General features: G+C 34.5%; 13 protein-coding genes. 8 read left to right on the forward strand and 5 right to left on the reverse strand.

All coding sequences use genetic code 11. From position 1 onward, the window contains the following. Window positions 1-5 precede the first annotated feature (5 nt). Window positions 6-1,199, forward strand: a complete 1,194-nt coding sequence (sucC, locus tag VJJ03_RS02580) for an ADP-forming succinate--CoA ligase subunit beta (RefSeq protein WP_009745941.1) — start codon at window positions 6-8, stop codon at window positions 1,197-1,199. Window positions 1,200-1,264: 65 nt separating this feature from the next. Continuing rightward, window positions 1,265-2,272: a 3-oxoacyl-ACP synthase III family protein gene (locus tag VJJ03_RS02585; RefSeq protein WP_009745940.1), complete on the forward strand. Its 1,008-nt coding sequence runs from the start codon at window positions 1,265-1,267 to the stop codon at window positions 2,270-2,272. Between the two features lie 68 nt (window positions 2,273-2,340). Here VJJ03_RS02585 and VJJ03_RS02590 read toward each other — a convergent pair whose 3' ends face one another. Genes VJJ03_RS02590 through VJJ03_RS02605 form a run of 4 tightly spaced genes read right to left on the reverse strand, consistent with a single transcriptional unit; the run spans window position 2,341 to window position 6,461 of the window. After that, a complete protein-coding gene (locus tag VJJ03_RS02590) occupies window positions 2,341-3,465 on the reverse strand; it encodes a nucleoid-associated protein (protein ID WP_323973659.1) in 1,125 nt (374 codons plus the stop codon). A gap of 47 nt (window positions 3,466-3,512) precedes the next feature. Next, entirely contained in the window at window positions 3,513-4,142 is a 630-nt protein-coding gene (locus tag VJJ03_RS02595; RefSeq protein ID WP_323973661.1) for a rhomboid family intramembrane serine protease, read from the reverse strand. A gap of 6 nt (window positions 4,143-4,148) precedes the next feature. Beyond that, window positions 4,149-4,664: an IS1096 element passenger TnpR family protein gene (locus VJJ03_RS02600; protein ID WP_009745937.1), complete on the reverse strand. Its 516-nt coding sequence runs from the start codon at window positions 4,662-4,664 to the stop codon at window positions 4,149-4,151. A gap of 12 nt (window positions 4,665-4,676) precedes the next feature. Further along, window positions 4,677-6,461, reverse strand: a complete 1,785-nt coding sequence (locus VJJ03_RS02605) for a long-chain fatty acid--CoA ligase (protein ID WP_323973663.1) — start codon at window positions 6,459-6,461, stop codon at window positions 4,677-4,679. Between the two features lie 317 nt (window positions 6,462-6,778). On the opposite strand from VJJ03_RS02605, the gene dnaB reads away from it, so the two are divergent. Next, complete coding sequence (dnaB, locus tag VJJ03_RS02610) at window positions 6,779-8,344, forward strand: replicative DNA helicase (protein WP_323973665.1); 1,566 nt, start codon at window positions 6,779-6,781, stop codon at window positions 8,342-8,344. Window positions 8,345-8,381: 37 nt separating this feature from the next. Here the strand turns inward: dnaB and VJJ03_RS02615 are convergent, their stop codons facing one another. Beyond that, window positions 8,382-8,921, reverse strand: a complete 540-nt coding sequence (locus VJJ03_RS02615; RefSeq protein ID WP_323973667.1) for an isochorismatase family protein — start codon at window positions 8,919-8,921, stop codon at window positions 8,382-8,384. A gap of 117 nt (window positions 8,922-9,038) precedes the next feature. On the opposite strand from VJJ03_RS02615, the gene VJJ03_RS02620 reads away from it, so the two are divergent. From VJJ03_RS02620 to VJJ03_RS02640, 5 genes are all read left to right on the forward strand, one after another. Beyond that, window positions 9,039-9,368: a hypothetical protein gene (locus tag VJJ03_RS02620; RefSeq protein ID WP_253908267.1), complete on the forward strand. Its 330-nt coding sequence runs from the start codon at window positions 9,039-9,041 to the stop codon at window positions 9,366-9,368. 6 nt (window positions 9,369-9,374) lie between these two features. Next, entirely contained in the window at window positions 9,375-9,671 is a 297-nt protein-coding gene (locus VJJ03_RS02625) for a cell division protein ZapA (RefSeq protein WP_009745932.1), read from the forward strand. Between the two features lie 185 nt (window positions 9,672-9,856). Further along, the gene (gene rny, locus VJJ03_RS02630) at window positions 9,857-11,431 is read left to right on the forward strand and encodes a ribonuclease Y (protein ID WP_323973669.1); all 1,575 of its coding nucleotides are present in this window, start codon (window positions 9,857-9,859) and stop codon (window positions 11,429-11,431) included. Between the two features lie 132 nt (window positions 11,432-11,563). Next, window positions 11,564-11,953: a DUF4296 domain-containing protein gene (locus tag VJJ03_RS02635; RefSeq protein ID WP_040358068.1), complete on the forward strand. Its 390-nt coding sequence runs from the start codon at window positions 11,564-11,566 to the stop codon at window positions 11,951-11,953. 19 nt (window positions 11,954-11,972) lie between these two features. After that, window positions 11,973-12,644, forward strand: coding sequence for a DUF4271 domain-containing protein (locus VJJ03_RS02640; protein ID WP_009745929.1), 672 nt, complete (start codon window positions 11,973-11,975; stop codon window positions 12,642-12,644). The last annotated feature ends 3 nt before the right edge of the window (window positions 12,645-12,647 follow it).

Raw genomic sequence — 12,647 nt, forward strand, 5'->3', positions numbered from 1 at the left:
ACATTATGAATTTACACGAATATCAAGGAAAGGAAATTCTATCAAGTTTTGGTGTACGCGTACAACGTGGAATCGTAGCTACTTCAGCTGATGAAGCTGTAAAGGCAGCAGAGAAACTTACAGAGCAGACAGGAACTCAATGGTATGTAGTAAAAGCACAAATCCATGCAGGAGGACGTGGAAAAGGAGGAGGGGTAAAGTTAGCTAAGAATTTGCAGCAAGTAAAAGAAATTTCTTCTCAGATTATTGGAATGCACTTAGTAACTCCTCAAACTCCTAAGGAAGGAAAAGAGGTTCACCAGGTATTGATAGCTGAAGATGTATTCTATCCAGGAGAAAGCGAACCTAAGGAATATTATATGTCCATCCTGCTTAATCGTGCCAAAGGAAAGAATATGATTATGTACTCCACCGAAGGAGGTATGGATATTGAATCCGTAGCGGCAAATACACCCCATCTTATCTTCACTGAAGAGGTAGACCCAGAATTAGGGTTGCTCCCCTTTCAAGCAAGAAATATAGCTTTTAACTTAGGGCTTGAAGGAGAAGCTTTTAAGGAAATGGTAAAATTTGTAACCTCTTTGTATAAAGCCTATATCTCTTCTGATGCAAATCTGTTTGAGATCAATCCACTTCTTAAAACTTCGGACAGCAAGATACTTGCAGTAGATGCTAAAGTAACTATTGATGATAATGCTCTTTTCCGACATAAGGATTATGCTGCATTACGTGATACTCGTGAAGAGCGCCCTATAGAGGTAGAAGCAAAAGCAGCAGGGCTTAATTATGTGGATTTGGATGGAAATGTAGGATGTATGGTTAATGGAGCAGGACTTGCTATGGCTACTATGGATCTCATAAAACAAGCAGGAGGAGAACCAGCTAACTTTTTGGATGTAGGAGGTACTGCTGATGCTGCTCGTGTGGAAACCGCATTCCGTATTATTTTGAAAGATCCCAATGTAAAGGCTATCTTAGTAAATATCTTTGGAGGAATTGTACGTTGTGACCGTGTAGCTCAAGGAATTGTAGATGCTTATAAGAATATGGGCTCTGCTATTAAAGTTCCTATTATTGTTCGACTACAAGGAACTAATGCAGAAATTGCTAAGGAAATTATTGATAAATCAGGACTTGCTGTACATTCTGCTATTCAATTTCAAGAGGCTGCTGATAAAGTGAAAGAAGTATTGAGATAAACAATTTTATATTTGTAATAAAGGAGCCTTGTTATCAAGGCTTTCTTTTTAATATTAAATGATTTATGTATAATTCTATTATTGTAGGTACAGGTTATTATGTACCTGAAAATATTGTTACCAATAATGATCTATCCAAGATGATGGATACTTCAGATGAGTGGATTCAAGAACGTACTGGCATACGAGAGCGCCGGTTTGCCACCAGAGGAAAGGATACTACTACTTCTATGGGAGTACGTGCTGCCCAAATGGCTATGGATAAAGCGAATATAGCTAAAGAGGATATTGATTTTCTTATTTTTGCTACTTTGAGTCCGGATTATTATTTCCCAGGCTGTGGTGTGTTAGCTCAAAAAGAATTAGGGCTCAATACTATTGGAGCTTTAGATATCCGTAACCAATGTTCTGGATTTATCTATGCACTTTCAGTCGCTGATCAGTTTATCAAAACGGGTATGTATAAGAATATCTTGGTTATTGCCTCTGAAACACAATCTCCAGCTTTAGATCTTACTACACGGGGTCGTAATATGGCAGTACTTTTTGGAGATGGAGCAGGAGCAGTAGTGCTTTCTCGTTGTGAACAATCCAATCGAGGTATTCTCTCCTCTCACTTACATAGTGAGGGTGCTTATGCTGAGGAATTAGCGATCATTACTCCTGGAGTAGGAAAGAAATGGATTACGGATTTGCTTAAAGAGAATGATCCAGAAGATACCTCCTACTTCCCTTATATGAATGGACAGTTCGTTTTCAAAAATGCAGTAGTGCGCTTCTCTGAAGTGATCATGGAAGGATTAAAGGCAAATCACCTTACCGAGGAGGATATTGACCTATTTATTCCTCACCAAGCAAATTTGCGTATCTCCCAGTTTATTCAGCAGAAATTTAAACTCTCAGATGAGAGAATATTTAATAATATCCAGAAATATGGAAACACAACTGCTGCCTCAATAGCTATTGCCTTAGCCGAAGCCGTAGAACAGAATCGCGTTAAGGAAAATGATATCCTTATTTTAGCCGCTTTTGGTAGTGGTTTTACCTGGGGAAGCGTGGTGATTAAGTGGTAAAAGAAAAAGTAAAAGGTAAAAAGTTTCCTACTCCTATTACTTTTTACCTTTTACCTATACCTTATAATTTAGCTTTTCTTTTCTTCATTAAAATAAATGAGATAGTAGAACATACCTCGTTCTTCATCCCAGCCTTTTTCTACAAACTTTTCAGCAGATTCGGGATTGACAAAATCCATACGGATTTGTATATTGGTATCCAGATCAATGACATTTTTAATTTTCTTACGCATATCCGATACTGCTTTATTAACAATAGGGAAAGAGGAAACATCCTCAATGTAGTATTTCTTTCCTTTGGTTTCTTTAAAGTTACGAAATTCAGGGATAAGATCCATATACCCTTCCGTAAGGCTCTGATCTTCATCATCCTCATGAGGAGCGTATTCTTTTTTGAATACTTTGTCTCCTAATACCTCATTAAGGAAATGAGTTTCCTCAAACTCATCGTTTTTAGCAAAGTGGTTCACAGCACGGTTCATAAATAGGATTTCTTCCTGCTTACCTTCCGTGGGAAGTACAACTTCTTTAGCGAAATCCTGACACATTTTTAGGTATTTTTTGGTAAAAAAAGCATCATCGGCAAGGGCATCAATACCTAAGAATTGCTCTGTCCAATATTTGGTATCATAGCGATTACTATCTACAGATAGAATTTTATATCCCTCTTCTTCATTTACATTGAAAATAAGACAACCTTTATCCAACTTATTTACATTCACTCCTTCTTCTAATAGAATATCTAACTGGTTCTGTTCTTGCTCAAATTGGAGAAAGTTTTGTTTCATTTCAGACTTAAAAATTCCAATAGCCTCTACTTTGGCATTGTCAAGAGTAATATGAGAAAGATAGGCTACATACAACTCCCCCGACTTGATATGAGGATGATTGGATTGCTCATACAGCAACTGAGCAATACGTAGTGAATGGGTATGAATAGAGGATGGATTAGCGAAAATTTCGGTAGCTAAGGCAAACATCTCATTGAATTCTAAGGAAGTTTCATTCACAAAGTGCATATAATTTTCTTCTTTCTCTCTAAAAGGTTTTAGAAAATATTCCTTAAGTACACTTATCATCTGGTCATCAAGAGCATAAGGCTGTTGGGAGAGGAAGAGGTTTTCTCCTTTTTGCATATTTCCCACTTGATGAATAGAAAGAGATTCTATTTGAGTATTAAAAAGGTCAAGCATTTGTCTCGTTTTGATTTTTTAATGGGTGCAAATGTACAAAAAACTTTTTATTTTTTTAATAATTTATATCCCATATACCCTAAAGGAAGTGCCATGATACCTAAGTAAAGAGCATTCTGGATAATTACCATAGGTTCAAAGAATGCAATGGCAACAAGCCCAAAAATAGCGCCTCCTAAGTGAGCTGCATGCCCTAAGTTATCTCCTTGACGAGGATTAAGCATCATATATACAGAATAGCTAAAATAGAGTGTCCCAAAGAGCCAACCTGGAATAAAGTTTACTTGGAGATATGGGAAAAGAGCAATAGCAGCAAAGATAATACCTGAAACACCTCCTGATGCTCCTATAGCTGAGTAGTAGGATTGATGTCGGTATATATATAGGCTAAAAAGATTCCCAAAAACAATGGAACCCAAATATATAAGTAAAAATATGAAACTCCCCATTCCATGAATGATAATTCCATGAAAGAAGTACAAAGAAATCATATTGAAAATGAGATGCTCCCAATTGGCATGTAAGAATCCAGAGGAAATAAGACGTAGATAATCTCCCCTTTGGACAGCTCCTACATTGAACATATAGCGGTTAAAAAAATTGGAATTATTAAAGCCATAATAGCTTACTCCTATAGTGGTGATAAGTATAGCAAAAAAAAGAATATTTGTTGTCATCTGTTTCTAAGAATAATAATCATCATCATTGTATCCATGATATTCATCAAACTCATCTTGATCAAATTCAAAGTCATTGAATTCAGAATCAAATTCATTAAAGTCCTCTGCTACAAAGTTCCTCTCTGGTGCATCTTCAGGGACAGAACCATGCTTAACCAAGATATTAGGATAAGTAACACCTTTTTGCTTCTGACCTATTTCTTTCAAGTCTACAAAAAAAGTCCACATATTGTAGAAATCATATACATAGAGTAAGTGACGATTATCTTCGTCCATTATGGATTCCAAAATAGTATCTGCCATTACAGGAGTATCTCCTTCGGTGTCAAAAAGGCTAAACTCTTCTCCTTGGTTCCAATCCTCATCACTTTTGTAGAAAGAAGCCATTTCTTCTCCATTGAAGCCAAAGGATTTTGAAATACATTTGTGAAAATCTTCTAAATTAATTTGACTTTCCACTTCAATATCACGGAATACATCCGTATCCACATCTAAAATAATTCTAAAACGATATATCATAATTACTCTTTTCTATGATTGAGATTCTTTATTATAAAAGGTATTATAGATATCCTTGTACTTTTCAAGGATAATACGTCTTTTGAGTTTGAGGGTAGGGGTGAGGTGTCCAGCATCTATACTCCATTCATCAGGAGTAAGGTCAAATACTTTTACTTGTTCCCATTTACCTAATTTTTTATTAATGTGTTCTATTTCCTGAGCAATTCGTTCTCGTACTCTCTTATCTTTTACAAGTTCTGCATTACTAAAATTCTGCGTATTCCCATGTCGCTTGAGCCACTCTCTTATAAAAGAAAAATCGGGTTGGAGGAATGCTCCAGGCATCTTCTCTCCTTCACCTACTACCATCGCTTGTTCTATGAAACGAGATTGTTTGAGCTTATTCTCAATGTATTGTGGTGCTATATATTTACCACCAGAGGTTTTGAACATCTCTTTTTTACGATCTGTAATGGTAAGATAACCATCCTCATCAAGAAAACCAATATCTCCCGTGTGGAAGAAGCCTTCCTTATCAATAGCATTATGGGTTTGTTCTTCATTCTTGAAGTAACCTAACATTACATTGCTCCCTTTACAAAGGATTTCTCCATCTTCAGCTATTTTGACTTCAATATTATCTATAGGTTTTCCTATAGTACCTATTTTCCAGAGATTTCCTTTCTTACAATTTACAGAGATAACAGGAGAAGTCTCTGTAAGTCCGTAACCTTCCCAAATAGGAATTCCTGCTGCAGAAAATACCCGTACTAAGCGGGGTTGTAGAGCAGCACTTCCACATATCATTTGCAAGTTACCTCCTAAGGCTTTTTTCCATTTGGAAAATATAAGTTTTCTGGCTATCTTTAGTTTGAGACCATACCACCAACCATTCTTTCCATAAGGTTTATATTGATACCCTAATTTTAGAGCCCAAAAGAATAAGGATTTGGCTATACCAGAGAGAGCGACTCCTTTGTTATAAATATTGTCATATACTTTCTCCACTACACGTGGTACTACTGTAATAAGGTGAGGCTTTACTTCACTAATATTTAAGGCTACTTTATCAAAGGATTCAGCAAAATATAGGCGAATGCCATTATACTGGTATAAGTAAGTAAGCATTCGTTCGAATATATGACATACAGGTAGAAAGCTAAGACAAACATCTCCTGCTTTTACAGGAACCCGAGCATGACAGTTTTTAATATTACTAATAATATTATCATGAGAGAGCATTACTCCTTTGGGCTTTCCTGTAGTACCCGAAGTGTAAATAATAGTTGCCATATCAGTGGGCTGTATTTGTGCCTTAATAGCTTCTACTTCATTCTGATTCTCAGTGTTTTCGCCTATAGAAAGGATTTTACTCCATCCGCGTACATTTTCTATATTATCAAAAGTAAATATTTCTTTTAATGAAGGAACTTCCGGTACTATATTTCTTATTTTCTCTAGCAAATCTTTGTCTGACACAAAGCAATACTTCACTTCAGCATGGTTGAAGATGTAAATATAATCTTCTTTTGGAATAGTGGGATAGATAGGGATATTATGTGCTCCAATTTGCATAATAGCAATATCCAATATGTGCCATTCGGTACGATTATTGGAGGAAACAACGGCTATTTTATCCTTCGGTTTTACTCCTAAATATAGCAATGCTCGGCTTACTTGGTTTATTTTCTCTACATAATCCTTAGAGGAAATGGCAGACCATTTATCATTATATTTAGTGACTAAAGCATTTTCTATAGGATATTTTTCTAATTGATAATAAGGAATATCAAACAGGCGAGTTACCTCTTTCATTAAGTGTAATTTTAGCATTTTTATTTCTACTGCAAAAATACATTAAATTTTTGAAATAGCATTAAAATATTGAAAAAACATCTCTCAAAAAAACTTTTACACAATGCACTTTCTTTTGTTGAAAAATAAAAATCATAGCTTCTGTGACTTTTATTATCTAAATGAAAAATCATAAAATCAGTTCTTTACCTTATGTATTAAAAATATAAAAATAGAAATATAAGAGTTTGCATTTCCCTTATCTAAAAAATGAATGTATTTTTGCCAAGGATTTCAAAGAAGTCCATCTTATATCTAAATGCTTAATTGTTAAATACATGGAAAATATTTCTCCACAATCTATAGAGACAGTTATTGCTCCTCGTACAATTCCTACACTTGAAAAAGGGAAGATACCTCCCCAGAATTTGGAGTTAGAAGAAGTAATACTTGGAGGTATGCTTATAGATAAGCGTGGTGTGGATGAGGTAATAGATATCCTTTCTGATGAGGCTTTTTATTCTCCTGCTCATCAGAAAATCTATGCAGCTATCTATAAGCTCTTTAAGGATTCCCAACCCGTGGATATGATGACGGTACGTGAACAATTACTTAAGGACGGTAATTTAAAAGAAGTAGGCGGAGGAGCCTATTTGGTATATTTGACAGAAAAGGTGTCTTCTTCTGCTAATATAGAGTTCCATGCACGTATTCTTAACCAAAAGTATATTCAGCGTAGGCTTATTAAGATGTCTAATGAAATTATTGAGGAAGCATACGATGATGAAACCGATGTATTTGACCTTTTAGATAGCGCAGAAGGAAAGCTTTTCTCAATTACTCAAGGGAATATTACTCGTACCTCTGAATCTGCAAGAGAACTAGTTATAAAAGCACGTAAAAAGATAGTGGAGTTACATGATAAAAAAGAAGAGTTTAGTGGAATTCCTTCAGGATTTACCAAAATAGATGAACTTACTGCAGGATGGCAACCAACAGACCTTATTATTGTGGCGGCACGTCCTGCAATGGGGAAAACAGCCTTTACACTAAGCATGGCAAGGAATATAGCAGTAAATAGTAAAATTCCAGTAGCTTTTTTTTCCTTAGAAATGTCCTCAATACAGCTTATTACAAGGCTTATTGCTTCAGAAACAGGAATAAGTTCCGATAAACTTCGTACAGGGAAATTAAGTGATGATGATTTTGAACAACTAAATAAAAAAATACAAAGTTTGCTCGATGCTCCTCTCTATATAGATGATACTCCTTCACTTTCCATCTTTGACCTTCGTGCGAAAGCTCGTCGTATGGTTTCTAAGTATGGGGTAAAGATTATTTTTATAGATTACCTTCAACTAATGACTGCCAATACCAGTGGAAAAATAGGAGGAAACCGAGAACAAGAAATATCTGCTATCTCTCGTAATCTTAAGGCTTTAGCTAAAGAATTAGATATTCCTGTAATAGCTCTCTCACAACTCTCACGTAATGTAGAAAATAGACCAGGACATAGGCGCCCTCAACTCTCTGACCTTCGTGAATCAGGTGCTATAGAACAAGATGCTGATATTGTTACTTTCCTTTACCGACCTGAGTATTACAAACTTAATACTTGGGATGATACAGAACAAACTCCTACTGCTAATCAAGCTGAACTCATAGTAGCAAAACATCGTAATGGAGGATTGGATAATATTCGTTTACAATTTGTTAATGGAGTATTCAGCAACTTGAGTAATAATTTTTTCTTGCAACAAGAAGAGAGACAACAAATTCAATCTTATAATTCTAAATATAATGATCAAAAAGATGAAGTAATACCATCTCCTACATCAATACCAAAAGGAAATATCGATGATGCCTTTGAGAGTAAATCAATCAATCCTGATATTAATTTCTAGAGAGAAAAAAAGGTTTGCCCTTGGGCAAACCTTTTTTTTATTTGATTAGCTTTGCTATATCTCTAAATTTTTCATGTTGTGAATCCTTTAGCAAAGAGAATAGAGCTCCTTCAACACTGATAATTTTTCCTTGAGTTTGAGTGATCATCTGCAAACCTATATTTCTATTTTCAACTGTACGAGAAGAAACAGCATCAGCCACTACAAAAACTTCATATCCTGCATTAACCAAATCGTAAGCTGTTTGATAAATGCAAATGTGTGTTTCGATTCCTATAAGGAGTATTTGTGGACGAAGGTTAGCTTTTACCCTTTCAGCAAAATCCTTATTCCTATAGGCAGAAAAAGTATACTTTTTGATAGGAGATAACTCTGAGAGGGATGTTGCGATGATGGAATTAGTATCTCCTAACTTTTCAGGGGTTTGTTCCACCCAGATGATGGGGATATTTAGTAATTTGCATCCTTGAATAAGCAAATGACTTTGTCTGAGTATTTCCTCAGATTTGTATACAATCTGAGATAGCTTTCCTTGAATGTCAAGGATAACTAATTGAGTATCATTAACAGATAACATAGATATATTTTGTTTAATTTTGCCACAAAGATAATAAATAATATAATAATCAGCAAATTATGAAATTAAATAAATATTTATCTAAATAGTTGTTTTTAACTATAAAATGTCTTACCTTTGCACACCAAAAGCAAGGGTTGTTTCTCTTACTTAGAGAATAAGATGGAAGAATGGATTGAAAAAATAGAAATATTACTTCCGGAGGTACAGCAATATGTACTTTCTTTGCAAGAGAAAAATGGGGTTCTTTTGAAGCAGATAGAGGAACTTAATCAAGAGCTTCAACAAGCACAACAGCAGAAGAATTTGTATGAACAAAAGTATAATGCATTGAAAGTGACCCAGGCTCTTTTAGGCAGTGATGAAACAAAAGCGGAAGCCAAACTCAAAATAAATAGGCTCATTCGTGAAATAGAGCAGTGTATTGTACAACTTTCACAAAACTAAATAAGAATGAGTGAGAAATTAAGAATAACTTTGAAGATAGCCGATAGGGTATATCCCTTGAAAATCTTCCCTGAACAGGAAGAAGCTTATCGAAAAGCTGCTGAAAAAATTAATGAACAAGTCAGATATTTTGAGCAAAATTTCCCTATAAAGGATCGCCAAGATTCATTGGCTATGTGTGCTATTTCTTTAGCAACACCTCTATCCCAAGAGGTACTTACTAATGAAAATCAAAGAAAGGATAATATAGAAAAATTAGAGAAAATATATAGAATATTATCAGAGATCAGTAACAATAGATAAAAATACTGCCTGCAAGAATAGTTTTTTTGGTAAACTCAACAGAAAATAATTCAGAAGGGTGAGTCAAACCACCAAAGCGTGCTGTGTTCACTTACAGATACTTGAAGGGTTTGGTAGCTCTAAATATGCTTTTTAGGAGTTTATTCACAGGTCTTCTTGCAGGCTTTTTATATAATTATTTTTTTATGGATATAACAACATTAATAGTAGGAACCATTATTGGAATATTTGTGGGAGCTGTCCTAGTATGGTACTCCCTTAAGAAAAAGCAAGAAAAATATGCTTTTAAAGTGGTCAGAGATGCACAAGATGAATCGCAAAATATCCTCAAGCAGGCCAAAATAGAAGCTGAAAATATTAAAAAAGAAAAAATTTATCAGGCAAAAGAAAAATTCTTAGAACTTAAGGCAGAACATGAAAAACTTATCTTAAGTAAAGAAAAAAAGATCTCTGAGGCAGAGAAACGTGTAAAAGATAAAGAATCTCAAGTTTCTACTGAATTAGCTCAAAATAAAAAGCTCAATGAAGAGTTAGCCCAGAAAACTCAAGAATGTGAATATCGTATCTCTTTGGTAGATAAAAAACAAGAAGAAGTAGATAGATTACATAAAAGTCAAGTAAAACAATTAGAAGTAATCTCCGGGCTCACTGCCGAAGAAGCTAAAACACAGTTGATTGACTCCTTAAAAAGCGAAGCAAAAACAGATGCTATGGCTTACATCCAAACTACTATTGAGGAGGCTAAGCTTACAGCTCGACAAGAAGCAAAGAAAATTATCATCAATACTATACAGCGTATTGGTACAGAGGAAGCTATTGATAATTGTGTGTCAGTTTTCAATCTTGAATCAGATGATGTAAAAGGACGCATTATTGGACGTGAGGGTCGCAATATTCGTGCCTTAGAAGCGGCTACCGGAGTAGAAATTATTGTAGATGATACACCAGAGGCAATTATCCTCTCTTGTTTTGATTCAGTAAGGCGTGAAATTGCACGTCTTTCTTTACATAAATTGGTTACGGATGGTCGTATTCATCCTGCACGTATAGAAGAAGTGGTAGAAAAAACAACCAAACAAGTAGAAGATGAGATAGCAGAAATAGGTAAAAGAACAATTATAGACTTAGGTATACATGGGCTTCATCCAGAACTTATTAAGGCTGTAGGGCGAATGAAATATCGTTCCTCCTATGGTCAAAACCTATTACAGCACTCTCGTGAAGTATCTCGCTTATGTGGTCTCATGGCTGCAGAATTGGGGCTTAATGTGAAATTAGCTAAGCGTGCTGGACTCCTTCATGATATAGGGAAGGTGCCTGAAACAGATACAGAGACTCCTCACGCTCTCTTAGGTATGGAATGGGCTCAAAAATATGGTGAAAAGCCTGAAGTATGCAATGCTATAGGAGCACATCATGATGAAATAGAGATGACCTCTTTACTTTCTCCTATTGTACAGGTATGCGATGCTATATCAGGAGCGAGACCTGGAGCCCGTAGACAAGTATTGGACTCCTATATTCAACGGCTTAAAGAATTGGAAGATACTGCATTCTCCTTTCAAGGAGTGAAGAAAGCTTATGCTATTCAAGCCGGACGAGAACTCCGTGTAATTGTAGAAAGTGAAAAGGTATCTGATGAAAAAGCTGCTGAGCTTTCTTTTAATCTTTCTCAAAAAATACAAACAGATATGACCTATCCTGGACAGGTTAAGGTAACTGTAATTCGAGAAACAAGAGCTGTGAATATTGCAAAGTAAATTTTATAAATGGTAATAGAGAAAAGAGCTAAGGATTTTCTTTAGCTCTTCTATTTTATAGAAATTTGATTAGGAATTATCTTTGCCTATTTTAAAAAATGTTGTACTTTTGTACCATAATAATTTATAAGTGTGAAATACTTTTATAACCTTTTATTTTTAAGCTTAATAGCTTGTTCCCAACTTATTTCTCCTCCCTCAAAAAAATTGTCAGAAGAACAAATGGAGTCCATCTTTTATGATTTAGTCCTATTAAATGCCTCAAAAAGTGTTGACCCAAAGCTCTATGATGAACAGGGAGTGAGTATCTCCAATATCATTTATAAGAAATATGGAGTTGATAGTTTACAATTGGCACAGAATATATCTTTTTACACTTCAAATCCTCAAAAATGTAAGGAAATACTCTCCCGTGTGAATATTCGCTTGGAAAAGGAAGATAGTTTGCTGCGAAAAGAGAATATTCCTAATGTCCCTGTAAAAGAGTCTTCATCAGATAGTTTGAAAATAATAGAAAAGTAAATATTTAAAGAATTAATTTATGAAATGGACTCCTGTTGTTTCTAATAATATTGATTGGATTTCTTTTGTTTTTATAGCTATTTTAGCAATTATAGCTTTTATAAAAACATATCACTCCTTTCGTTTTAGAGAATTTTTGAATTTACTTTTTAATAATAAATATATTATCATATTTAACAAAAAAGAGAAGACAAATGTACTCTTTACCTCTTCGTTATTAGGGATACAGTGGTTAGTCCTTAGTATTACCATTTGGTTATTAATGAGATATTTTCTTATAGATTTTTCTTTTTATTCAATTCCTCTTCCTTATATTATTATGGTAGGGGTAGCTGCTTTTCTTTTATTGAAAATTACTTTTCAACGTTTTATAAGTTATGTATTTGATTTTGATCTGTTTTCCAGGTCATATCTTTTCATTCGCTTAAGTTATTCTAATTATGCTTCTTTTATATTGGTCTTTCTTCTTTTTTTCGATATTTATGGGATGAATAATAACATATATTTACTAGGATTTTCATTGATTACATTTTTATATATACAGATACTTGGATTAGTTTCATTTGTAAAGTTGTACAAAAATGAAATAAGACATTACTGGTATTATTTTATTTTGTATCTTTGCACCGTAGAAATAGTACCCTATATTTTTATTAAACATTGGATAATTAATTCCTCATCAATAAGTTAAATT

Source organism: Capnocytophaga sp. G2, assembly GCF_035282625.1.
Taxonomy (GTDB): domain Bacteria; phylum Bacteroidota; class Bacteroidia; order Flavobacteriales; family Flavobacteriaceae; genus Capnocytophaga.

What these genes read in the sequence shown, in the direction of transcription:
- VJJ03_RS02625 (WP_009745932.1), top strand. Translation starts at nt 9,375, where the DNA reads ATGAGTGAGAAATTAAGAATAACTTTGAAGATAGCCGATAGGGTATAT.
- VJJ03_RS02600 (WP_009745937.1), bottom strand. Translation starts at nt 4,664, where the DNA reads ATGATATATCGTTTTAGAATTATTTTAGATGTGGATACGGATGTATTC.
- VJJ03_RS02590 (WP_323973659.1), bottom strand. Translation starts at nt 3,465, where the DNA reads ATGCTTGACCTTTTTAATACTCAAATAGAATCTCTTTCTATTCATCAA.
- sucC (WP_009745941.1), top strand. Translation starts at nt 6, where the DNA reads ATGAATTTACACGAATATCAAGGAAAGGAAATTCTATCAAGTTTTGGT.
- dnaB (WP_323973665.1), top strand. Translation starts at nt 6,779, where the DNA reads ATGGAAAATATTTCTCCACAATCTATAGAGACAGTTATTGCTCCTCGT.
- VJJ03_RS02640 (WP_009745929.1), top strand. Translation starts at nt 11,973, where the DNA reads ATGAAATGGACTCCTGTTGTTTCTAATAATATTGATTGGATTTCTTTT.
- VJJ03_RS02595 (WP_323973661.1), bottom strand. Translation starts at nt 4,142, where the DNA reads ATGACAACAAATATTCTTTTTTTTGCTATACTTATCACCACTATAGGA.
- VJJ03_RS02615 (WP_323973667.1), bottom strand. Translation starts at nt 8,921, where the DNA reads ATGTTATCTGTTAATGATACTCAATTAGTTATCCTTGACATTCAAGGA.
- rny (WP_323973669.1), top strand. Translation starts at nt 9,857, where the DNA reads ATGGATATAACAACATTAATAGTAGGAACCATTATTGGAATATTTGTG.
- VJJ03_RS02605 (WP_323973663.1), bottom strand. Translation starts at nt 6,461, where the DNA reads ATGAAAGAGGTAACTCGCCTGTTTGATATTCCTTATTATCAATTAGAA.
- VJJ03_RS02585 (WP_009745940.1), top strand. Translation starts at nt 1,265, where the DNA reads ATGTATAATTCTATTATTGTAGGTACAGGTTATTATGTACCTGAAAAT.